Origin of the sequence: Micromonospora sp. NPDC050495 (genome assembly GCF_040655175.1) — a bacterium.
GTDB lineage: Bacteria > Actinomycetota > Actinomycetes > Mycobacteriales > Micromonosporaceae > Micromonospora.
The window spans coordinates 419262-441253 of sequence record NZ_JBFAJK010000001.1; the positions used below are offsets into that span (position 1 = coordinate 419262).

Genomic DNA, 21992 nt, shown 5'->3' on the forward strand with positions numbered 1-21992 from the left:
GCGCCTCCACCGAACTACCGAGGCGTACCCACCGGGAAAGACGACGGCGGGTGACGGCCCGCCCGGACCGCCACCCACCTGATCGTCAACTGAGCCGTCAGTCCTCGTCGGACTTCCCGCCGCTCATGCCACTGGAGATCAGCTCCATCACCGAGGAGTCCTGGAGCGTGGTGACGTCGCCCAGCGAACGGTGCTCCGCCACGTCCCGCAGCAGCCGGCGCATGATCTTGCCGGAGCGGGTCTTCGGCAGCTCCGGCACCAGCATGATCTGCCGCGGCTTGGCGATCGGGCCGAGCGTCTTCGCCACGTGGTTGCGCAGCTCGGCGATGAGCTGCTCGCCGGCGTCACCGGAGACCTCCGTGCTGCCGCGCGGGATGGCGAACGCCACGATCGCCTGCCCGGTGGTCGGGTCGGTCGCGCCGACCACCGCGGCCTCCGCCACCGACGGGTGGCTGACCAGCGCCGACTCGACCTCGGTGGTGGAGATGTTGTGGCCGGACACCAGCATCACGTCGTCGACCCGGCCGAGCAGCCAGACGTGCCCGTCGTCGTCCTTCTTGGCCCCGTCACCGGCGAAGTAGACCCAGTCGTCACCGTTGTTGGCCCCGGCCCCGAAGCGCGACCAGTACGTCTCGAGGAACCGGTTGTCGTCGCCCCAGACGGTACGCAGCATCGACGGCCACGGCTCCTTGAGCACCAGGTAGCCGCCGCCGCCGTTCGGCACCGACTGGCCCTGGTCGTCCACCACGTCGGCGACGATGCCCGGCAGCGCGGTCATCGCCGAGCCCGGCTTGGCCGCCGTGACCCCCGGCAGCGGGGAGATCATGATGGCGCCGGTCTCGGTCTGCCACCAGGTGTCCACCACCGGCAGCTCACCCCGGCCGACATGCTGCCGGTACCAGATCCACGCCTCCGGGTTGATCGGCTCACCGACGCTGCCGAGCAGGCGCAGCGAGGAGAGGTCGTACCCGGCGGGGATGTCCTCGCCCCACTTCATCATGGTGCGGATCAGGGTCGGCGCGGTGTACAGGATGGTGACCTTGTACTTGTCGACGATCTCCCAGAACCGGCCCTTGTGCGGGGTGTCCGGGGTGCCCTCGTACATGACCTGGGTGGCGCCGTTGGAGAGCGGGCCGTAGACGATGTACGAGTGGCCGGTGACCCAGCCGATGTCGGCCGTGCACCAGTACACGTCGGTCTCCGGCTTCAGGTCGAAGACCGCGTGCGTGGTGTACGACGTCTGGGTCAGGTAGCCGCCGGTGGTGTGCAGGATGCCCTTCGGCCGGGCGGTGGTGCCGCTGGTGTAGAGGATGTAGAGCGGGTGCTCGGCGTCGAACGGCTGCGCGGTGTGCTCCGGCGAGGCGGTCTCCACCGTCTCGTGCCACCAGTGGTCCTTCCCCGACCAGGCGACCTCCTCGCCGGTGCGGCGGACCACCAGCACGTGCTCCACCGAGGGGCACTTCGCCACCGCCTCGTCCACCGTCGGCTTGAGCGCCGACGGCTTGCCCCGGCGGAAACCGCCGTCCGCGGTGATCACCACCTTGGCGCTGGCGTCCTGGATCCGGTTGGTCAGCGCGTCGGCCGAGAAGCCACCGAAGACCACGCTGTGCGTGGCGCCGATCCGGGCGCAGGCCAGCATGGCGACCGCCGCCTCCGGGATCATCGGCAGGTAGATCGCCACCCGGTCGCCGGCGCTCACGCCCAGGTCGGTCAGCGCGTTCGCCGCCTGGCAGGTGAGCTGGTGCAGGTCGGCGTAGGTGAGGGTGCGGGTGTCCCCGGGCTCGCCCTCCCAGTGGATCGCCACCTTGTCGCCCCCGCCGGCCGCCACGTGCCGGTCCAGGCAGTTGTACGCCACGTTGAGCTGGCCGCCCACGAACCACTTCGCGAACGGCGCGTTCGACCAGTCGAGCACCTGGTCCCACTTCTTCGCCCAGGCCAGCCGATCGGCCTGCCGCTCCCAGAAGGCGAGTCGGTCACCGGCCGCCTCGGCGTACGCCTCGGCCTTGACGTTGGCGTTCGCGGCGAGCTCGGCCGGCGGCGGGAACTGGCGCGTCTCGTTCAGCAAGTTGGCCAATGCCTCGCTCATGCGATGACTCCTTCGTCGCGTGACCTGCGTCTCCTACCCGGGAGAGGTTAGTCGCGGCGCATCCCCGCCGCGACCGCCCGCCCGGCCCTGACGCGCCCAGCGGCCCTCCCACCGCGCCGGGTGGCGGACCGGCCCTCCCCCGCCCCGGCCGGCCCGGGCAGGCTGGTCCGGGTGGCCCGGCGCGGCGGGCCACGGATTGCGGCAAGCTGTTGCTTCCCGGGGTCGGGTGGCACCGGTTTGCCGCAGCCCGGCGTCGGGCACCGTGGCCCGGGTCGCCTTCGCGCCGGGTGGCGCCCGGTGGGCCCGCCGGGCTGGATAGCGTGGCGGGGTGACCACCGACCCGCTCGCTCCGCTGCTCGCGCTCGCCGACGTCGCGCCCGCCGTCGAAGCCGCCCGCGACCGGGTGGACCAGGCCCACCGACACCGCGCGCTGCGCCGGCACGGCGGGCAGGTCGCCGCCGAGGTCAGCCTCCGCTCGGCCGTGGCCAGCGCCGCGCTGGAGGGCCGCGGTCACGACCGCGAGGAGGTACGCGCCGGAACGGTCACCGATCCGGTGCTCCAGGGCGCCCTGCGGGTGGCCGGCGCGCTGCCCGGACTCAGCGACCTCTGGCCCCGGGCGCCCCGCCAGGTCCTCGCCCGGCTGCACGTGCTCGCCGCCCGGGACGTCCTGGCCGAGGCGGAGCTGGGCCGGCCGGTCGCCGACCCGGTGGTTGCCGCCCGCCTCGACGGACTGGCCGGCCTGGTGGCCGGCGGCACCAAGGTGCCGCCGCTGGTGCTCGCCGCCGTGGTGCACGGTGAACTGCTCAACCTGCGCCCGTTCCCCGGCCCGTCCGGGGTGGTGGCCCGGGCGGCCGCCCGGTTGGTGCTGATCTCGACCGGGTTCGACCCGCGTGGCCTGGTCGCCGTCGACGTCGGGCATCGCGAGCGGGAGCCCGAGTACGTCGGCGCGGCCGGTGCCTTCGCCACCGGCACGCCGGACGGGCTCCGCTCCTGGCTCCGCCACTACATGACCGCCGTGGAGATCGGCGCGGACCAGATCGGCGCCATCGGCGACGAGGTCCTCGCCGCCTCCTGACCGCTTCCGACCATGCCGCGGCGGTGCCGGCCGGGTGGGGCTGTGGTCAGGCGGTCGGGGTGCTCGCGGCGGATGCGGCGGTGCTGGCCGGGTGGGGCCGCGGTCAGGCGGTCGGGGTGGTGGCGGCGCGGGTGCGGCGGTGCCGGCCGTACCAGGCGATGCCGATGGCGACCCCGACGCCCACGCCGAGGGCCGCGGCGGCGACCGGGACGGCGGGGCGCTCGCGCAGCCGCCGGCCCAGCGGGACCGGGTGCCGGAACTCCAGCACCGGCCAGGAGTTCTCCACGGCCAGCTTGCGCAGCGCCCGGTCCGGGTTGACCACGGTGGGGTGGCCCACGCACTCCAGCAGCGGGCGGTCGCTGTACGAGTCGGAGTAGGCGTACGAGTCGGCCAGGTCGTAGCCGCGCGCCGTGGCCAGCTCGCCGACGGCGTCGACCTTGCTGGGGCCGGCCGCGTAGAACTCCACCTGGCCGCTGTACCGGCCGTCCTCGACGGCCATCCGGGTGGCGATCACGTCGGTCACCCCGAGCAGCTCACCGATCGGCCGAACCATCTCCTCGCCGGAGGCGGAGACCAGCACGACGTCCCGGCCGGCGGCCTGATGCTCCTCGATGAGGGCGGCGGCCTCGGCGTACACGTAGGGGTTGATCAGCTCGTGCAGCGTCTCGGCGACGATCTGCCGGACCTGGTCCACCTGCCAGCCCTTGCAGAGCGCGGCGAGGTAGTCCCGGGTGCGGGCCATGGTCTGCTCGTCGGTGCCGCCCAGCCGGAACATCAGCTGGGCGTACGCCGACTTGACGACGTCACGCCGGGTGATCAGCCCGTCCCGGTAGAAGGGCCGGCCGAACGCCAGAGCGCTCGACTTGGCGATGACGGTCTTGTCGAGATCGAAGAAAGCGGCGCTTCGGCCCACGGCGCGAAAGTCTAGCCGTACGACCGGCGTTCGGCGGGCGCCCGGGGGACTCCCGAAGGTGAGGATCTGTCGTCACTCTGTGCATAGAGTGACCGCAGTCACACTATCTGGACATGAATTAGCGGTGGGTGGACCGAACACCACTCGACGTATAAGGGGTCGCTGCGGCATGCTAGTCCGCGACGAGATTTCACTTCTCGTCGCAGCGAGGCCCTCGGCGGTTGCACCCCCCGTAACCGCTGAGTTGGTTCGGCTCGACCCCCCCGGAGCCGAACCTCCGACGACCCCCGTCTCCCCCCGACGGGGGTCGTCCCTATCTGGGAGCGCTGCTCCGCAGCGGGTCACGGCAACTGGTCGGGACGAGGGCGAACGGCTCACACCGGACGAGCGTCGAGACCTTGCAAGCGGGAGGGCTACCCGTCGGCCGGGAACGCCACGGGGCGGCAGCGGACGCCTGGCGTCAGCCGCTCGACCGGACATCGTGTGCTCCGGGCCGCGCTTCGGCGTCCCGGTCGTCACCGTAGGCGGTGGCTTCGAGCTCCTGGCGTTCTTCCGGGTCGAGCTGGCTGTAGTAGGCCCAGAAGCTGCCGAAGGCTTCGCCGACCGCGCCGCCGTACGTGCTGGTGAGGGCGGCGGCCCGGAGCGAGATGTCACCCTTGAGGATCCCGCGCGCCAGCTCGCGGAGTTCCGGTTGGGGGCTGTCGGCGAGCCGGTGGAGGCTGTCGCGCAGGGCCTGGACCCGTCGCGGGTCGTTGCCGGCGATGTCCGCGATGTCGCTCATCGGGCAGCCCCGGCCCCGACGAGGGGATGGTCGTAGCCGTTGCTGCCGGGCAGCGCGGGCAGCTTGACGGATTCGAGGTCACCGAGCCGGTGCGTCAGCGCGGACCGGAACGCGAGGACGGCGGCGCTGGCGTGTTGGTAGAGCTGGGTGGCCTGGCCCCACAGCCGGAGCATGTTGGCGACTTCCACGGCGGCCACGCCGTACCCGATGACGGCGCCGACGCCGGTGGCCGCGGTGATGGTCCCGGCGGCGGCGGAGATGCCGGCGATGATGGCCGCGTCGATGAGGCCCTTGATGATGCCGCCGATCGATTCGCCGATCGACCAGACGGAATCCGCCATGGTCTTGTACTCGTTGCCGATGTCGTTGAGCGGCCCCCGCAGGGCGGCGGTGGCGCCGGCCAGCTGGGTGAAGTAGCTGTGCGCGGCGTCCCCCGCCTGGCCCTGCCACGTCTGGTGCAGCGTCGCGGCACCGGTCTGGACGTTGAGGGCCAGGTCGTGCAGGGCGTTGCCGGCGTTGGCGAGTACCGGCTGCATGGTGGCGAGGGCTTCCCAGTTGCCGAACAGGCGTTCCTGGAGCCAGGAGATCGGGTCGAAGCCGAAGACGGCGTCGAAGCCCTTCATGGCCCAGGACGCCGGGCTGATGTAGTCCATCCAGCCGAGCGCGTTCGGGGGTGAGTCCGGCTCCGGGGGCGGGGTGAGGCTGCCGGTCACATCGCGCAGGTCGACGAAGGGCGGTGGGGGGCAGGTGAGGGTGGTGAGTTCCTGCTCCAGCGCGGTCGGCGGCTGGCAGGGGGCCGCACCCGGGAGGGCGCGATCCAGATCGGACGCTGCCCCGAGGTCGGTTTTCCGGTAGTAGCCGGCGGCGGCCGACAACTCCGGGCCGGAGGCGTCGAGCAGGATGGTCAGCCGCTTCATCGTGTCCGCGATGACGGTGCTGGCGTGCCGGTGACCGTCGGCGGCGATGGCGATCAGTTCGCCGCCGCTGGCCTCTTTCGTGTGGCTACCGATGTAGCCCGAAATCGCGGTCGCGTCGCCGCTCGCGCGGTCCACCTGACGGGCGTAATTGACCAGCGCCGCTGGTTCGACGTGGAAGCTCACGAGTCGAGCACCGTGGCGACGAGAACCAGACCGGCCAGCCCGAGCACCACGAGCGCGCTCGACGCCAGCAGCAGCCTGACCGCCAGTGTGTGCTGGTGGCGGGCCGGGTAGTAGGCGGCCCCGACCAGGCCGGCGAGGACAAGAACGAGCATCGGGATCAGTCGCCGACCGTCCGCCTCGCCGATGACCGTGGCGAATACGCCGACGAAGCCGAAGAAGATCGCCACGTTGGCAATGGCGTTCCGGAGGTTGGCATATGCCGTGACCTGCAGGTCGGCGACCGCGCCCCGGATGTCCTGTTCGGCTTGTGCTCGCTCCTCGGCAGACATGGACTTGCGAGGCTTTCGCCGGCTCTTGTTACTCCCCGTCACGGCAGCGACGATAGCAACACCAGCCGGTGGAGACTGTCCCTGCGACTCGCGCACCAGGGCAGCGCGGAAGTGCCTCTGCGGCGGTGGTGCCCGGCCGGCATTCCGTCACGGCACGGCCATCGGAAGTCCGGGAATGCGGCCATGGTGCCCGCGACGAGATCTCCGCCGGTGCCCGGCTCGCGCGGCGGCGGGCCGGGCACCGGCGGGGCCGGTCACGCGTTGAGCTTGCCGGCGATCCGGACGACCCGCTCGGCCATGTGGTCGAGGGCGGCGAACTGCGCGTCGCCCAGCGGCGCGTCGTTGCTTCCGCCGGTGACGTGCGAGACGCCGTACGGGTTGCCGTCGGCGAACTTCAGCGGGTCGGTGTAGCCGGGGGCGACGACGAGGCCGCCGAAGTGGTGGATCGTGTTGTAGAGCGCGAGCAGCGTGGACTCCTGGCCGCCGTGGGCGGTCATGGACGCGGTGAAGCCCGCGTACACCTTGTCGGCCAGCAGGCCCTGCGCCCACTGCGGGCCGAGGGTGTCGATGAACTGCTTGAGCTGGCTGGCCACGTTGCCGTAGCGGGTGGGCGTGCCGAGCAGCACCGCGTCGGCCCAGACGATGTCGTCGGCGGTGGCCTTCGGCTCGTTCCGGGTGGCGTCGAAGTGCTGGCTCCAGGCGGCGTTGGCGGCGATGGCCTCCTCAGGGGCGAGTTCCGGGACCTGGCGCAGCCGCACCTCGGCGCCGGCCTTCTCGCCGGCCTCGGCGAGCCGCTTGGCCATGGCGTGGATCGTGCCGGTGGAGGAGTAGTAGATGACGGCGAGCTTGGTCTGTGCCATCGGGGCGTCCCTTCCGCAGGATAGTTGCTAGCGATAAATTTGCTCTGTCAACAATAGTGTAGCCCCTGGTCGGACCGGTGTTTACCGGGGTCCGAAAAAGATCACCGCCGATGGCCGGGCCCGTCCGGGCGTGCCGCGCCTTGCCGCGTACGCCCACCTGACCCGGCCCGGTGACATCCTCGGCGCCGTCGTGCGGGCGCCTCGGAGGGGCCGACCGCCCATAGCAGATCCACTCCGGCGGTGGCGGGCCGTCCACAGCCGCCCCCGTCGTCCACAGGCGCGGGCGGCGCGACCGCGGTCCGCCGCCCAGCCCGCCAGGCTTCCCCCAGCACCCCGAGCCCGACCGCTGGAGGCCGCCCATGCCGCCCCGTACGCCGCTCCCGCCGCACCGCCGTCTTCCCCTGCTCGTCACCGCCGACGGTGACCTCCTCGACGAACTGCTCCGGCTCGCCGCGGCCGGTGGCACGGAGGTCGAGCTGGCCGCCGACCCGGCCGGTGCCCGGGCCCGGTGGACCCCGGCCCCGCTGGTGCTCGTCGGCGCCGACCAGGCCCAGGCCTGCCTGCGGGCCCGCCTGCCGCGGCGACCCCGCACCGTGCTGGTCGGCCGCTCCGGCCACCTCGATCCGGGTACGCAGCTCGCCGAGCTGATCGGCGCCGAGCACGTCGCCACCCTGCCGGCCGCCGAGCCCTGGCTGGTCGACCGGTTCGCCGAGTGCGCCGCCGACCCGTCCGACAGCGGGCTCGCCCGGGTGGTGGCGGTGCTCGGCGGCCGGGGCGGCGCCGGCGCCAGCGTGCTCGCCGGTGGCCTCGCGGTCACCGCGGCCCGGGCCCGGCGGCGCACCCTCCTGGTGGACGCCGACCCGCTCGGCGGCGGCCTCGACCTGGTGCTCGGCTGGGAACAACTGGAAGGGCTGCGTTGGCCCAGCCTCACCGGCACCGACGGCCGGGTCGACCCGCCGTCGCTGGTCCGCGCCCTGCCCAGTCGGGGTGACCTCGTCGTCGTCTCCTGGGATCGGGGCGACCTGCTCTCCGTGCCCGCCGAGGCGATGGCCGCCACCATCGACGCCGGCCGCCGGGGCCGCGACGTGGTGGTGCTCGACCTGCCCCGGCACCTGGACGACGCGGCGGTCGTCGCGTTGCAGTCGGCGGACCGCGCCCTGGTGGTGGTACCCGCCGAGCTGCGGGCCACCGCGGCCGCCGCCCGGGTGGTCGCCGAGGCGGCCCCGCACTGCGCCGCCCTCTCCGTGGTGGTGCGGGGTCCCGCCCCCGGCCGGCTCAAGGCCACCGAGGTGGCCCGGGCGCTCGGCCTGCCCCTGGCCGGCGCGCTCCGCCCGGAGCCCGGACTGTGCCGCGGGCTCGAACGCGGCGAGGCGCCGGCCGCCGCCGGCAAGGGCCCGCTCGCCGCGCTCTGCCAGCGCCTCCTGGGCGAGCTGACCGGGTCGCCCGTGACGGGGGCGGCGTGACCGGCCCGGCCGACTCCGGGGAGCTGGCGGTCCGGGTGCGGCACCGCTTCGCCGCCGCGGCCACCCCGGTCACCCCGGCCGCGATCGTCACCGCCGTACGCGCCGAGTCGGGTGCCGCCGTGCTCGGCGACACCGCCCTGCTGCGCCTCGCCGACCGGGTGCACGACGACCTCGTCGGAGCCGGGGCGCTCGCCCCGCTGCTCGCCGACCCGCAGGTCACCGACGTCCTGGTGAACGGCAACCGGGTGTGGGTCGACCGCGGGCGAGGGCTCCACCAGGTGGCCGTGCCGCTCGGCACCGTCGACGACGTACGCCGGCTGGCCCAGCGGCTGGTGGCCGCCGCCGGGCGGCGGCTCGACGACGGGTCCCCGTACGCCGACGCCCGGCTGCCCGACGGCACCCGGCTGCACGCGGTGCTGCCGCCGGTCGCGACCGACGGGCCGTACCTGTCCCTGCGCACCTTCCGGCAGCGACCGTTCAGCCTCGACGAGCTGGTCGAGCGGGGCACCGTGCCGCGCCCGGTGGCGCCGGTGCTCGCCGCTCTCGTGGCGGCCCGGCTGGCGTACCTGGTCACCGGCGGCACCGGGTCCGGCAAGACCACCCTGCTCAACACGCTGCTCGGGCTGGTCCCCGCCACCGAGCGGATCGTCCTCGTCGAGGACGCCGCCGAGCTGCGCCCAATCCACCCGCACGTGATCGGGCTGCAGGCGCGCACGTCGAACGTGGAGGGTGCCGGCGCGGTGGGTCTGAGCGACCTGGTCCGTCAGGCGCTGCGGATGCGGCCCGACCGGCTGGTGGTGGGCGAGTGCCGGGGCGCGGAGGTGGTCGACCTGCTCGCCGCCCTCAACACCGGCCATGACGGCGGCGCGGGGACGCTGCACGCCAACACCCCGACCGACGTCCCGGCCCGGCTCGAAGCGCTCGGGCTGCTCGGCGGCCTGCCCCGGGCTGCCCTGCACGCCCAGGTCACCGCGGCGCTCCAGGTGCTGCTCCACCTGCGCCGCACCACCCAGGGCCGGGTCCTCGAGTCGATCGGCCTGCTGCTTCCCGAAGGCCCGGACCGGCTCGCCACGGTGGTCTCCGCCTGGGTACGCGGACGCGGCCTCGGCCTCGCCGCCCGGCCGCTCGGCGCGCTGCTGCGGGAGCGCGACGTCGCCGTGCCGCCGCTGCTCGGTGCGGCCTGGCCCGGTCCGGCAGGCCCGGCGTGACCGGGATGGCCTGGCTGGTGACCGTGCTCCTGATCGGCGCCGCGGCGGTCGTCGCCTGGCCGGTACGCACCGCCCGGACCCGCCGCCGCGCCGTCCTCGCCCCCTCGTACCGGCCCGGGACGGGCTCGGCGGCCCCGCTGGTGCGTGCCGGGCCGCCGATCGTTCCGCGCGTCCCGGCCGGCATGTCCGTGCTGGACCGACCGCCGGCCGGCCGGCCGCCGAACCGCCGAGACCCGGGCCACCCGGCCGCGGCGCTCCGGCTGGCGCCCGGGCCGGGCCGGTCCTGGACCGCGCGAGACCTGGCCGGTGCCTCGTCGCTGCCGGGCTGGACGGGCGCGCCGGCGGCCGGGCCGGCCCCGACGGCACGGTCCAGCGCACACCCCGGGGACCGGGTGGACCGGCCGGCCGTGAGCACCCGGCGGGACGAGCGGGCCGGTGACCTCCCGCGCGCCCCGGCGACGGGTGCCGGGCACGGCGGAGCCGGCTGGCCGGCAGCGAGCGCGGCGGCTGCCTGGTGGAGCGTGCGGGACCGGGTGGCTGCCCTGCCCGCCCGGCCGGTTCTGCTGGTGGTGGCCCTGCTGGGCGGGGTGACCGGGACGGTGCTCGGCGGCCCGGTGGGCGGGTCGGTGCTGGCCGCCTACGCCGTCCTGGGCGCCCGGGCCGTCCGTCGCCGGCGTGCCGGCGCGGCTGCCGACCGGGCCCGACGGGGCGAGCTGGACCGGCTCTGCGCCCTCGCCGCCGACCTGCGGGCCGGCCTGCCGGTGGCGTTCGAGCCGCTCGACGGTCCGACGCGGCTGGCCAGTCTGGGGCGGGCCGCCGTACGGCTGGCCGACCGCACCGGGGCGCCCCTGGCCGAACTGCTCGAACGGGTCGAGGCGGATGCGCGCGCCACCGACCGTGGCCTGGCCGCGGCTGACGCCCAGGCGGCCGGCGCCCGTGCCACGGCCTGGCTGCTCGCCGCGCTGCCGCTGGGTGGCATCGGGCTCGGCTACGCCATCGGCGTCGACCCCGTGGACGTGCTGCTGCACAGCACCCTCGGCGGCGGCAGCGCCCTCGCCGCCGTCGCCCTCCAGATCGGCGGGCTGCTCTGGGCGGAACGCCTCGGCGCGACCTCGGGACGGGCAGCCTGATGTCGGCCCGGGCGGTGGCCGCCGGCTGCCTCGCCGGAGCGGCGTTGCTCCTGGTCGTGCCGGGTCCGGTGGCCCGACCGGGACGGCGGCTGCGTCGGCTGGCGCCACGGCCGGGGCGCGGGTGGCGGTCCGGTTCGACGCGCGGGCGGCCCCGGCCGGGATGGTGGCCGGATGCGATCCGGCTCGCCTCCGTGGCTGCCGGCGTGGCGGCCCTCGTGCTGGTCGGCGGCGGGGCCGGGCTGATCACCGGGGCGCTGACGGGTGTGCTCGCGGACCGGCTGCTCCGGCGGGTCGAGCCGCCCGCAGTGCGGGACCGCCGCCTGCGTGAGGCGGCGGAGCTTCCACTGGCCGCCGACCTGCTCGCGGCCGCGCTGCGGGCCGGGGCACCGGTCGACCGGTCGGTGCTGGCGGTCGCCGAGGCGCTCGGCGGGCCGCTCGCGGACCGGCTCGGTCGGGTGGGCCGGACGTTGGAGTTGGGCGGCACGGCGGCCGAGGCGTGGAGCCACCTCGGCCCGGTGGCCGGCGCCGACCGGCTGGTGGCCGCCGCGATCCGCTCGGCCGACAGCGGCGCCGCACTGGCCGGCGCGCTCGCCCGCCTCGCCGACGATCTGCGGGCGGACCGGTCCACGGCGGCCGAGGCGGCGGCCCGCCGGGCCGGCGTCCTCATCGTGCTGCCGCTGGGGCTCTGCTTCCTGCCCGCCTTCATTCTCGCCGGTCTGGTGCCGGTGATCGTCGCCGTCCTCGGCGACGTGCTGTGATCCGCTGAGACAAGGAGTACGACATGCGCAAACTCCTCACCCGCCTGCGCGGTGACGCCGGGATGAACACCGCCGAGTACGCGGTCGGCACCCTCGCCGCGGTGGCCTTCGCCGGCATCCTGCTGAAGGTGCTCACCTCCGGCAACGTGCAGTCCGCCCTCACCGCCGTCATCGACCGGGCGCTGAAGTGACGGAACGCCGGTGGGCCGGGACTGTCCGCCCTGGACGGCAGGCCCGGTTCGACGCGGAGCGGGGCTCCTTCACCGCCGAGATGGCGGCCGGCCTGCCGGCGCTCCTGCTGCTGCTCCTCACCGGCCTCACCGCGGTCGACGCGGTGACCACGCGGGCCGGCTGCCTCGACGCGGCCCGGGAGGCGGCGCTCGCCGCCTCCCGGGGCGAGCCCGGCACCGCCGCCGGGACCCGGCACGCCCCCGCCGGCGCCGAGGTCTCGGTCAGCGTCGCGGGCGAGCAGGTCAGCGCCACGGTCCGGGCCCCGGTCCGGGCACTCGGGGCACGACTGCCCCGGCTCACCGTCTCGGCCACCGCGGTGGCCGTCGTCGAACCCGGCAACCCGGGGCCACGACCATGACGGATGGAGCTGCCTGGTCGGGGTCACGCCGGTCGGGGCTCGACCGGCGGGCGGCGGAGCGGGGTGGGGCAACCCTCTGCCTGCTCGCGGTCGGGTTGGTCTTCGTGCTGATCGGGCTCTTCGGCGCGGCGGTCGGTGCCGCCCGGCTGGCGCGACAGCAGGCCCGCGTCGCGGCGGACTTCGGCGCGCTGGCCGGCGCCGGCCAGGTGCTGGACGGGGACGTCGTCGCCTGCGCCCGGGCCGGCGAGGTGACCAGGGCGAACGGTGGGCGACTGATGGCCTGCCGGCTCGACGGGCTCGACGTCCTGATCACGGCACAGGTGGAGGTTTCTCCGCTGCCCGGATTGCGCCGTACCGCCACGGTCACCTCCCGGGCCGGCCCGATCCGCGGCTGACCCGCGGGGTCAGGGCTGGACGGTGCTGAACGTCCGCCCCGACCCCGTCACGTGACGTCGGCTCGGTTCACCGACGGGCCGCGGTGGATCATGTCGGCCGGGTCAGCGGCCCTGGAGGGCGTCCAAGCCGACGGCCATCGCGATCACCAGACGCCGGTCGATGTGCGGGCTCTGGATCTCCACCACGTAGCGGTCGCGCAGGCCCCACTTCTTGATGACCGAGAACACCGGCTGGCCGCCCGCGACGAAGTCGAAGTGGTACGGCAGCCAGGAGAGCGAGTCGACGAACCGCCGCAGCAGCGCCACCGGCATGCTGCGCTCCTGCCCGGTGATCTGCGGCAGGCCGGCCTGCTCGACGTGCCACGTCGAGCGCAGCAGCGACTGGGCGAAGTCTTTGCGGAACAGGCCGATCGGGGTGCCGGCGTGGTCGGTCACGTCGTACGTGGCGCCGAGGTCGAGCCGCTGGCGGGCCTTGAACCCGAGCAGCGGGTACTGCTTGGAGTCGTCGGTGTAGATGGTCACCTGCTCCTTGAACGCGAGGCGCTTCTGCTGCGCGAACGCGAGCAGCGGGCCCTCGGTGCCGTCCGGAGCGACCGCGCGGACCTCGTACTGGTTGACCATCATCCGGATCCGCTGCCGGATGAAGAACTGATGCTGGGTCTGCAGGCTGTCGAGCTGCATGGGATCTCCTTAGAGGGGGCGAACGCCGGAGTCTCGCACAGCCCGGCTCCCGACGTCCGCCCCGCCACGCCACCGGTCCACACCGCGCGACGCGTGACGTCCGCCCCGCCACCGGTCCGCGCGGCCGGCCGGCCGCTCTCAGCGGACGCCGTCGACCGTGGCCTTCATCGCCCAGGAGTTCAACACCTGGTGGATGCCGCGCAGACGCTCGTTGATCTGTTCCAGGCGTTCCGCCTGGGCCAGGTGGGCCATCGCGCTGCCCAGGGCGATCAGCTGGTCGGGGGTGAGGTTCTCCTGGTCGATCGTGTAGAGCAGGTCGACGGTCTCGGCGATGGTGTCGGCCATGGCATCTCCTCCGGCGGGAAGAATCTCAGCTCGGTCGGGGAGCGCCCAGCACGGCCAGGAAGCCATGGAAGCGCTCCCATACGTCAATGCCCACCCGATCACCCGCTCAACCACGCATCCCACCACCCAGACACCCGGCCGCCCCGACCGACCCGAGCACCCTTCCGACCCACACCACCCGCGCACCTGGCGGGCTCAGGCCGGGCAACTCGGCCGGCCCGACCGCCCCGACACCCGGCCGGCGACAACCGCTCGAATGTGTGCGGCACCGGTACCCCGGCTTGGCCGGGTGACGGATACGACGACAGCTACCTCAGCCCACCGAAGGCGGCGTGCTCACTCGGGCGCCGTTCGCTCGGTCGCCCGTTCGTCCTGCCGAGGAAGCACCCGACCACCACCGGCGCCGGCCGAAGCCCCGCCGCCCGAGCCGACCGCCCCGCCGCCCGAGCCGACCGCTCCGCCGCCCGAGCCGACCGTCCCGCTTCCCGAGCCGACCGCCCCGCCGACCGCTCCGCCGACCGAGCCGACCGTCCCACTTCCCGAACTGCCAACCCCGCTGCCCGAACCGGCAACCCCGCCTTCCGCGGGCGCAACCTCCGCAGCCTCCGCGCCGGTGCCGGCGGCCGGGACCGTCGCGCCGTCCGGAGTGGCCTTGGCCAGGTTGGCCAGGACCACGTCGAGGACCTTGACGGCGTCCGGCTTGGAGAGCGGGTTGTTGCCGTTGCCGCACTTCGGGGACTGGACGCAGGAGGGGCACCCCGACTCGCAGCCACACTCGGCGATGGCGTCCCGGGTGGCCCGCAGCCATCCCGCCGCCGTCGCGTACGCCCGCTCGGCGAAGCCGGCGCCGCCGGAGTGGCCGTCGTACACGAAGACGGTGGGGGCCTCGGTGTCCGGGTGCAGGGCGGTGGAGAGGCCGCCGATGTCCCAGCGGTCGCAGGTCGCCATCAGCGGCAGCAGGCCGATCCCGGCGTGCTCGGCGGCGTGCAACGCGCCCGGGATGTCGGCCGCCTCGACGCCGGCGAGCGCCAGCGACTCCGGGGAGAGGGTGAACCAGACCGCGACGGTGCGCAGTTCCCGCGCCGGCAGGTCCAGCGGCCGGGTGTCGATCACCTCGCCGGTGGCGATCCGCCGCCGCTGGTACGACACCACCTGGCTGGTCACGTCCACCTCGCCGAGGAAGAGCCCGACCGGGCCGGCGTCCACGTACGACCGGACGGACACCACCGACAGCGAGGTGACGTCCCGGGCGTGGGTGGACCAGTCCGGCTCCTCGGCGTGCACCAGCGCGCACCCGTCGGCCAGGTCCAGCGAGTCGACCACGTACGAGACGCCCTGGTGCAGGTAGACCGCGCCGGTGTGGAGCAGGAAGTGCGCGGAGCCGCCGTCGACGGTGCCGAGCAGCCGTCCGGTGGACTCCTCCACCACGCAGACCGGGGCTCCGCCCTCACCGCGCAGGTCGACCTCGGGACGTTCCCGGTGCCGCCAGTACCAGCCGGTGGGCCGCTGGCGCAGGGCGCCCGCCTCGACCAGCGAGTCGACCGCCTCCTTCGCGCCCTCGCCGAAGAGTTCCAGGTCGGCGGGGGTGAGTGGGGCCTCGTGCGCGGCGCAGGCCAGTTGCGGGGCGAGCACGTACGGGTTGGCCGGGTCGAGCACGGTCGCCTCGACGGGCCGCCCGAACAGCGCTTCCGGATGGTGCACCAGGTAGGTGTCGAGCGGGTCGTCCCGGGCCACCAGCACCGCGAGCGCCTCGTCGCCGGAGCGGCCGGCCCGGCCGGCCTGCTGCCAGAGCGACGCCCGGGTGCCCGGCCAGCCGCAGATCAGTACGGCGTCCAGCCCGACCAGGTCGACGCCGAGTTCGAGCGCGTTGGTGGAGGCGAGCCCGAGCAGGTCGCCGTGGAGCAGCGCGCGTTCCAGTTCGCGCCGCTCCTCGCGCAGGTAGCCGGCCCGGTAGGCGGCCACCCGGTCACCGAGCCCGGGCACCGCCTCGTCGAGCGCCCGCCGCGCGTTGGCGGCGACCACCTCGGCGCCGCGCCGGGACCGGACGAAGGCGAGCGTGCGTACCCCCTCGACGACGCTGTCGGTCAGCAGGTCGGCGGTCTCCCGCAGCGCCGACCGCCGGACGGACGCCAGGTCGGCGACCTCCTCGTCAGCGGAGGGCGGGGGCAGCAGCGGCGGCTCCCAGAGCGCGAAGGTCACCCCGCCGCGCGGCGAGGTGTCCTCGGTGACGGCCGCGACCGGCAGGCCGGTGAGCCGCCCGGCCGCCGTCGCCGGGTCGCCCGAGGTGGCCGAGGCCAGCACGAAGACCGGGGTGCTGGGCGGGCCGGCGAGCGCCTGACCGGGGGGCCGCCCGTAGCGGGCGCACTGCCGGCGCAGCCGCCGCAGCACGTGCGCCACGTGTGAGCCGAACACCCCGCGGTAGGTGTGGCACTCGTCGACCACCACGTAGGCGAGCCGGCGCAGGAAGCCCGACCAGTGCGCGTGCCCGGGCAGGATGCCGTGGTGCAGCATGTCGGGGTTGGTCAGCACGAACCGGGAGTGCCGGCGGATCCAATCGCGTTCGGCACGGGGGGTGTCCCCGTCGTAGGTGGCGGGGCGTACCCCGTCGAGTTCCAGGCCGGCGACGGCGCGTAGCTGGTCGGCGGCGAGCGCCTTGGTCGGGGCCAGGTAGAGCACCGTGGCGCGCGGGTCGGCGAGCAGCGTGGCCAGCGCCGGCAGCTGGTACGCCAGCGACTTGCCGGACGCCGTCCCGGTGGCCACCACGACGTGCTGGCCCGCGTACGCCAGCTCGGCGGCCTCGGCCTGGTGCCGCCACGGGGCGACCACGCCGCGCCCGGCGAACGCCGCCCGCAGCTCCGCCGGCGCCCAGTCGGGCCACGGCGCGGGCTCCCCGACGCGGGCCGGCACCCGCTCGACGTGGGTGACCGGGTCGGTGGCGTGCCGGAGCCGGAGCCGGCGCAGCAGCTCGGCCGGCGGGCGGCCGGCACGCCCCGGCCCGGGGCCGGTGGACGACGCCTCCCGGCCGGCGACCGGCGGCGCGGGGACGGTGGACGACGCCGTCCGGTCGGCGACCGGCGGCGCCGAGCTGGACTCGTCGAACGTCACGTCCTGCACTCTCGCACTGGTGTTCGGAATTGGGAACCCGGGGCCCTGGGTATGGGAGAGCCACCGCCGGTGACCCGAAGGGGCCACGTGCGGGGATGGTTAGATGCCCAGGAGAGCTTACCGAGGAGGGACCGATGGAGCTGTCGCTGGCGACCCGCACCGTGGGGGAGCACACGGTGCTCGAGGTCGGCGGTGAGGTGGACGTCTACACCGCGCCGCGCCTGCGGGAACGGCTCCTCGAACTGATCGACGGCGGGGCCCGCCGGGTCGTGGTCGACCTGGGCCGGGTGGACTTCCTCGACTCGACCGGCCTCGGCGTGCTGGTCGGGGCGCTCAAGCGGCTGCGCTCGGCCGGTGGCTCGTTCGCCCTGGTCTGCGACAAGGAGCCGCTGCTCAAGATCTTCCGGATCACCGCACTGGACCAGGTCTTCCCGCTGCACCCGACGGTCGACGCGGCGATCAGCGCCGACCCGACCGGTGCCAGCGCGTGATGGCGACCGTCAAGCTCTCCTTCTCGCCGGCGCCGGTGCACGTGCGGACCGCCCGCCTGGTCGGTGTCGCGGTCGCCCGGCGGGCGGGGGTACGCGAGGACCTGCTCGACGAGGTGCGTCTGGCCATCGGTGAGGCGTGCACCCGGGCGGTCGCCCTGCACCGGCAGTACGGGCTGCCCGACCCGGTGTACGTGGAGATGTCGGACAGCGGCGCGTACACGGTGCGGGTGGTGGACCGGGCCCCGATCGAGGCGGGCATCGGGCTTGCCGCGCTGGCCCCGGACGAGTTGGCCCAGGAGTCGCTGAGCGAGGACGCGCTGACCACCGGCGTCGGGTTCGCGCTGCTCGCCGGCTTCGTCGAGGACCTCCAGGTGCGCCCGGTGGAGGAGGGCGTGGGCACCGAGGTCCGGATGGTGTGGCCGGTCCGCCGCTGAGCTGAGGACGGCAGAGGCCGCGTTCCCCGAGGGGAGCGCGGCCTCGTCGTGCTGGTCGCCCCATATATCAGATTTTTTCGTATAGCACAGCGACGAAGATCATCGAGACCGGGTGCCACCTCGCTGTGACCCTCAACACGTCGGAGGGCTACAGTACGCGAGTTGTCAGCAAGTGACCTGTCCCGCAGCCAGCGGGAATGGGTGTTTATCGCTGGTCCGCCGGAGTGGGTTGGCGCACGCTTGCGAGTCCGCATTCCAGGCGTCGGTCCGTGCGTCTCCATGGGCCGGCGCGAGTGTTCGGTACAGGAGGACATAGATGTCCGGGACCTTGGCCGCCGACGGCGGCGCACTGTCCCTTACCGGAGCCAACGTGACGTATGTCGTCATCGCCGCGGTCATCGCGCTGGTGGCGCTCGTCTTCGCCGCCACCCTGACCAGGGCGGTGCTGGCAGCCGGTAAGGGCACCACCAACATGCAGGAGATTTCCGGGGCGGTGCAGGAGGGCGCGTCCGCGTACCTGCTGCGGCAGTTCCGTACCCTGGCGATCTTCGTGGTCGTCGCCGTCGTGCTGCTGTTCCTGCTGCCGGTGCACGACACCGACGGCAACGAGACCCTGGTGAAGATCGGCCGCTCGGCGTTCTTCGTGGTGGGCGCCGGGTTCAGCGCGTTCATCGGTGGCGCCGGCATGTGGCTGGCCACCCGCGCCAACCTGCGGGTGGCCGCGGCCGCCCGGGAGCGGGAAGGCGGGCGTGAGGGCGCCATGAAGATCGCCTTCCGTACCGGTGGGGTGGTCGGCTTCCTCACCGTCGGCCTCGGCCTGTTCGGCGCGGCGCTGGTCGTGCTGATCTTCCGGGGTGACGCGCCCACCGTGCTGGAGGGCTTCGGCTTCGGCGCCGCGCTGCTCGCCATGTTCATGCGGGTCGGCGGCGGCATCTTCACCAAGGCCGCCGACGTCGGCGCCGACCTGGTCGGCAAGGTCGAGCAGGGCATCCCCGAGGACGATCCGCGCAACGCCGCCACCATCGCCGACAACGTCGGCGACAACGTCGGTGACTGCGCCGGCATGGCCGCCGACCTCTTCGAGTCGTACGCGGTCACCCTGGTCGCCGCGCTGATCCTGGGCCGCGCCGCGTTCGGCGAGGACGGCCTGGTCTTCCCCCTGATCATCTCCACCATCGGCGTGCTGGTCGCGATCGTCGGCGTCTTCATCACCCGACTGCGCCCCAGCGACCGCAACGGCCTCACCGCGATCAACCGGGCCTTCTACCTCTCCGCGGTGATCGCCGCGGTGCTGGTCTCGATCGCCGCGTTCGCCTACCTGCCGGCGACCTTCGGCGAGTTCGACAGCGGGCTGACCGACGCCTCGGGCAACCCCCGGCTGGTGGCCATCGGCGCGGTGGTGATCGGCATCGTGCTGGCCGCCGCGATCCAGGCGCTCACCGGCTACTTCACCGAGACCAACCGGCGCCCCGTGCAGGACATCGGCAAGAGCTCGCAGACCGGCGCGGCCACCGTCATCCTCGCCGGCATCAGCGTCGGCCTGGAGTCGGCCGTCTACTCGGCGCTGCTGATCGGTGCCGGCGTGTTCGGCGCGTTCCTGCTCGGCGGCAGCTCCATCACCCTGTCGCTGTTCGCGGTGGCGCTGGCCGGCACCGGCCTGCTCACCACCGTCGGCGTCATCGTCGCCATGGACACCTTCGGCCCGATCTCCGACAACGCGCAGGGCATCGCCGAGATGTCCGGCGACATCGACGAGCACGGCGCGCGGACGCTGACCGAGCTGGACGCGGTCGGCAACACCACCAAGGCGATCACCAAGGGCATCGCGATCGCCACCGCGGTGCTCGCCGCGACCGCGCTGTTCGGCTCGTACACCGACACGCTGCGCGCCTCGTACGAGGACGCGGGTGTGGCCGACGCCGCTGCCGAGATCCTCAACTCGCTGAACGTGGCCAACCCGCGCAACCTGGTCGGCCTGATCATCGGCGCCGCGGTGGTCTTCCTCTTCTCCGGCCTGGCCATCAACGCGGTCTCCCGCTCGGCCGGCGCCGTGGTGATGGAGGTCCGCCGGCAGTTCCGTGAGCTGCCCGGCATCATGGACCGCACCCAGCGGCCCGAGTACGGCAAGGTCGTCGACATCTGCACCCGGGACGCGCAGCGCGAGCTGATGACCCCCGGCCTGCTGGCCATCCTGGCCCCGATCGCGGTCGGCTTCGGCCTCGGCCCGGGCGCGCTGGCGTCCTACCTGGCCGGTGCGATCGGCGCGGGCACCCTGATGGCGGTCTTCCTGGCCAACTCCGGTGGCGCCTGGGACAACGCGAAGAAGCTGGTCGAGGACGGCGCGTACGGCGGCAAGGGCTCCGAGTCGCACGCCGCGACCGTCATCGGCGACACCGTCGGTGACCCGTTCAAGGACACCGCCGGCCCGGCGATCAACCCGCTGATCAAGGTGATGAACCTGGTCTCGCTGCTGATCGCCCCGGCCGTGGTGGCCTGGAGCGTGGGCGACGACCGGAACACCCCGCTGCGCCTCGCGATCGCGATCGTGGCGGCGCTGATCATCGTGGCGGCCGTGGTGTTCAGCAAGCGCAAGGGCATCGCGATGGCCGAGTCCGGCACCGACGCCGGCAGCCCGGACCAGCACCCGGAGCGGGTCAACGCCTGACCCGGCACGGCAACGGCTCCCGGCCGGCGTTCCGCGCCGGCCGGGAGCCCCGCCCGTCGGCGGTCCCGGGCCGGAAACCTGACCGGTGGCACTTCCACCCGGAGGCCGTACGCTGCTTCGCATGCGTACGTGCCGGGCGGCAACCGCCGGAAAGCTCACGGTGGTCCTGGCCACGCTCAGCGTCCTCGTCGCCGGCTGCGGCGGCCCCAGCCCGCGGGCCTGGGCCACCTCGGTCTGCCAGGCGCTCACCCCGTGGCGCGCGGAGATCAACAAGCTGACCAGCAGCACCCAGCAGCAGATGACCGCGCAGACCACCCCGGCGCAGGCCAAGGAGAACCTGGTCCGGCTCTTCGCCGGGGCCGAGCAGGCCAGCGAGACCGCCCGACGCAAGGTAGAGGAGGCCGGCGTGCCGGAGACCGACCACGGCGCGGAGATCTCCGCCGGCTTCCGCGCCTCGCTGAGCAAGATGCGCGACGCGTACGGCCGGGCCCGGGACACCATCGACAAGCTGGACACCAGCCAGGCCGGGCCGTTCTACGCCGGCGTCCGCGCCGCGGTGGACACCCTCAACCGGGAGTACGACGCGAGCGCGCTGGACACCAGCCAGCTCAATTCGACCGAGCTCAAAGAGGCCTTCGACGAGGTCCCGGAGTGTCGCTGACGCCACCTTCCCCGCATCCGGTCCGGCAGCCCTCACTCTTCTCCACCGAGGCGGCCGACCCGGTCCTGCCCGATCTGGCCGGTCTGCTGGCCGGGCCGGGCGAGGTGGTGCGGATGGGTGGCACCGCCCGGATCTCCGTGGTGGTGGACGCCGCCTGGCGGGTGCACGTGCTGGTGGCCGAGTTCGGCGCCCGCGGGGTGCCGGCGAGCTGGGCCCCGACCGGGGACGGGCGGCACCTGGTCCGCACCGCGTACGCGACGACGCTCGCCCCGCTCGCCCGGGCCTGGCTGCTGCGCGGCACGGTGAAGCGGCCCCCGGCCGGGTTCCACCTCAACGGGCGGCGGCTGCGGCTCTGGCTGGCCGCCGCGGGGGCCGCCGACCCGGCCGGCTTCCTGCTCCGGCTCGGCGCCGCCGACGAGGACTGCTGGCCGGCGGTCCGGGCCGCGCTGGCCGCGGTGGGCCTGCCGGGCGCGTTCGTGGAGCCGGGCGAGGGCGGCCCGGCGTACCGGATCGCCGGCCGACGGCGGTTGGCCCGGCTGGCGGAGCTGGTGGGCGACCGCCCGCCCGCGGCGCCGCCCGCCGACTGGCCCGGCCCGCCGGCCTGACCGGCCGGGCCAGGCGCAATCGCACCGGCTGTCCGATCCCGGACACCTCCGGCCGGTGGTCGGCCCGGGAAAACGGCGCGAAGATGGTCGGCCGTGGGGCGTGTGATCGTCACAGTCACCCGCTCGGTGCCCTACCCACGGTGTACGGTGGCGCCGTCCGGTGGCGGTCACCGGTGGCCGCCACCCAGTGATCGTTTGCCGCCCTCGAAACCCGCGAGCCGGACGGCGCGTTACGTTGGACATCCGGACCGCCGACGGTCCGGCCGGTGCAACACGGCCGGAAACGGGCATGGAGCAGGAGTGAGGTCGGAGAGAGAC

General features: G+C 74.3%; 21 protein-coding genes and 1 pseudogene. 13 read left to right on the forward strand and 9 right to left on the reverse strand.

Translation table 11 applies throughout. The features are described from left to right. Positions 1-97: 97 nt before the first annotated feature. Complete coding sequence (acs, locus tag AB0I11_RS02035; protein ID WP_357309149.1) at positions 98-2086, reverse strand: acetate--CoA ligase; 1989 nt, start codon at positions 2084-2086, stop codon at positions 98-100. 328 nt (positions 2087-2414) lie between these two features. Between acs and AB0I11_RS02040 the strand changes: the two genes are divergently transcribed. Next, positions 2415-3161 carry an oxidoreductase gene (locus AB0I11_RS02040; protein WP_357309152.1) on the forward strand — a complete coding sequence of 249 codons (747 nt, stop codon included), beginning with the start codon at positions 2415-2417 and terminating at the stop codon, positions 3159-3161. A 103-nt stretch (positions 3162-3264) separates the two neighbouring features. On the opposite strand, the gene AB0I11_RS02045 is transcribed toward AB0I11_RS02040, so the two are convergent. The 5 genes from AB0I11_RS02045 to wrbA form a co-directional block, all read right to left on the reverse strand. Next, positions 3265-4074: an HAD-IB family hydrolase gene (locus tag AB0I11_RS02045; protein WP_357309155.1), complete on the reverse strand. Its 810-nt coding sequence runs from the start codon at positions 4072-4074 to the stop codon at positions 3265-3267. 460 nt (positions 4075-4534) lie between these two features. Then, positions 4535-4855, reverse strand: coding sequence for a hypothetical protein (locus AB0I11_RS02050; RefSeq protein WP_357309159.1), 321 nt, complete (start codon positions 4853-4855; stop codon positions 4535-4537). Continuing rightward, positions 4852-5955 (reverse strand): hypothetical protein, encoded by a 1104-nt coding sequence (locus AB0I11_RS02055; RefSeq protein WP_357309162.1) that lies wholly within the window; start codon positions 5953-5955, stop codon positions 4852-4854. Before AB0I11_RS02055 ends, AB0I11_RS02050 begins: the two co-directional genes overlap by 4 nt. Next, on the reverse strand, positions 5952-6284 hold the full coding sequence (locus AB0I11_RS02060) for a hypothetical protein (RefSeq protein ID WP_357309165.1): 333 nt from the start codon (positions 6282-6284) through the stop codon (positions 5952-5954). Before AB0I11_RS02060 ends, AB0I11_RS02055 begins: the two co-directional genes overlap by 4 nt. A 254-nt stretch (positions 6285-6538) precedes the next feature. Next, entirely contained in the window at positions 6539-7144 is a 606-nt protein-coding gene (gene wrbA / locus AB0I11_RS02065) for an NAD(P)H:quinone oxidoreductase (RefSeq protein ID WP_357309168.1), read from the reverse strand. A gap of 359 nt (positions 7145-7503) precedes the next feature. On the opposite strand from wrbA, the gene ssd reads away from it, so the two are divergent. The 7 genes from ssd to AB0I11_RS02100 all read left to right on the forward strand — a co-directional run bounded on the left by ssd (position 7504) and on the right by AB0I11_RS02100 (position 12687). Beyond that, positions 7504-8607, forward strand: coding sequence for a septum site-determining protein Ssd (gene ssd / locus AB0I11_RS02070; RefSeq protein ID WP_357309171.1), 1104 nt, complete (start codon positions 7504-7506; stop codon positions 8605-8607). Continuing rightward, the gene (locus tag AB0I11_RS02075; protein WP_357309174.1) at positions 8604-9815 is read left to right on the forward strand and encodes a TadA family conjugal transfer-associated ATPase; all 1212 of its coding nucleotides are present in this window, start codon (positions 8604-8606) and stop codon (positions 9813-9815) included. The genes ssd and AB0I11_RS02075 overlap by 4 nt, the downstream gene beginning before the upstream one ends. Continuing rightward, positions 9812-10945 (forward strand): hypothetical protein, encoded by a 1134-nt coding sequence (locus tag AB0I11_RS02080; protein WP_357309176.1) that lies wholly within the window; start codon positions 9812-9814, stop codon positions 10943-10945. Before AB0I11_RS02075 ends, AB0I11_RS02080 begins: the two co-directional genes overlap by 4 nt. Continuing rightward, on the forward strand, positions 10945-11703 hold the full coding sequence (locus AB0I11_RS02085) for a type II secretion system F family protein (RefSeq protein ID WP_357309179.1): 759 nt from the start codon (positions 10945-10947) through the stop codon (positions 11701-11703). Before AB0I11_RS02080 ends, AB0I11_RS02085 begins: the two co-directional genes overlap by 1 nt. Positions 11704-11726: 23 nt before the next feature. Then, positions 11727-11894 (forward strand): DUF4244 domain-containing protein, encoded by a 168-nt coding sequence (locus AB0I11_RS02090; protein WP_013283643.1) that lies wholly within the window; start codon positions 11727-11729, stop codon positions 11892-11894. A gap of 80 nt (positions 11895-11974) precedes the next feature. After that, entirely contained in the window at positions 11975-12292 is a 318-nt protein-coding gene (locus AB0I11_RS02095; RefSeq protein WP_357310213.1) for a TadE family type IV pilus minor pilin, read from the forward strand. Then, positions 12289-12687, forward strand: coding sequence for an Rv3654c family TadE-like protein (locus tag AB0I11_RS02100; RefSeq protein WP_357309182.1), 399 nt, complete (start codon positions 12289-12291; stop codon positions 12685-12687). Before AB0I11_RS02095 ends, AB0I11_RS02100 begins: the two co-directional genes overlap by 4 nt. Positions 12688-12789: 102 nt before the next feature. Here AB0I11_RS02100 and AB0I11_RS02105 read toward each other — a convergent pair whose 3' ends face one another. The 3 genes and pseudogenes from AB0I11_RS02105 to AB0I11_RS02115 form a co-directional block, all read right to left on the reverse strand. Next, a complete protein-coding gene (locus tag AB0I11_RS02105; protein WP_357309185.1) occupies positions 12790-13368 on the reverse strand; it encodes a hypothetical protein in 579 nt (192 codons plus the stop codon). 138 nt (positions 13369-13506) lie between these two features. Further along, entirely contained in the window at positions 13507-13713 is a 207-nt protein-coding gene (locus AB0I11_RS02110; RefSeq protein WP_357309188.1) for a hypothetical protein, read from the reverse strand. 657 nt (positions 13714-14370) lie between these two features. Continuing rightward, positions 14371-16905, reverse strand: a pseudogene (locus tag AB0I11_RS02115) (DEAD/DEAH box helicase); the annotation flags it as partial. 47 nt (positions 16906-16952) lie between these two features. Between AB0I11_RS02115 and AB0I11_RS02120 the strand changes: the two are divergent. The 5 genes from AB0I11_RS02120 (at position 16953) to AB0I11_RS02140 (ending at position 21674) form a co-directional block, all read left to right on the forward strand. Then, the gene (locus AB0I11_RS02120) at positions 16953-17309 is read left to right on the forward strand and encodes an STAS domain-containing protein (protein ID WP_357309191.1); all 357 of its coding nucleotides are present in this window, start codon (positions 16953-16955) and stop codon (positions 17307-17309) included. Further along, positions 17309-17743, forward strand: a complete 435-nt coding sequence (locus AB0I11_RS02125; protein ID WP_046565836.1) for an ATP-binding protein — start codon at positions 17309-17311, stop codon at positions 17741-17743. Before AB0I11_RS02120 ends, AB0I11_RS02125 begins: the two co-directional genes overlap by 1 nt. Positions 17744-18059: 316 nt before the next feature. Then, positions 18060-20408: a sodium-translocating pyrophosphatase gene (locus AB0I11_RS02130; RefSeq protein ID WP_357309194.1), complete on the forward strand. Its 2349-nt coding sequence runs from the start codon at positions 18060-18062 to the stop codon at positions 20406-20408. A gap of 121 nt (positions 20409-20529) precedes the next feature. Then, on the forward strand, positions 20530-21069 hold the full coding sequence (locus AB0I11_RS02135) for a hypothetical protein (protein ID WP_357309197.1): 540 nt from the start codon (positions 20530-20532) through the stop codon (positions 21067-21069). Further along, a complete protein-coding gene (locus tag AB0I11_RS02140; protein WP_357309200.1) occupies positions 21060-21674 on the forward strand; it encodes a hypothetical protein in 615 nt (204 codons plus the stop codon). Before AB0I11_RS02135 ends, AB0I11_RS02140 begins: the two co-directional genes overlap by 10 nt. Positions 21675-21992 lie beyond the last annotated feature (318 nt).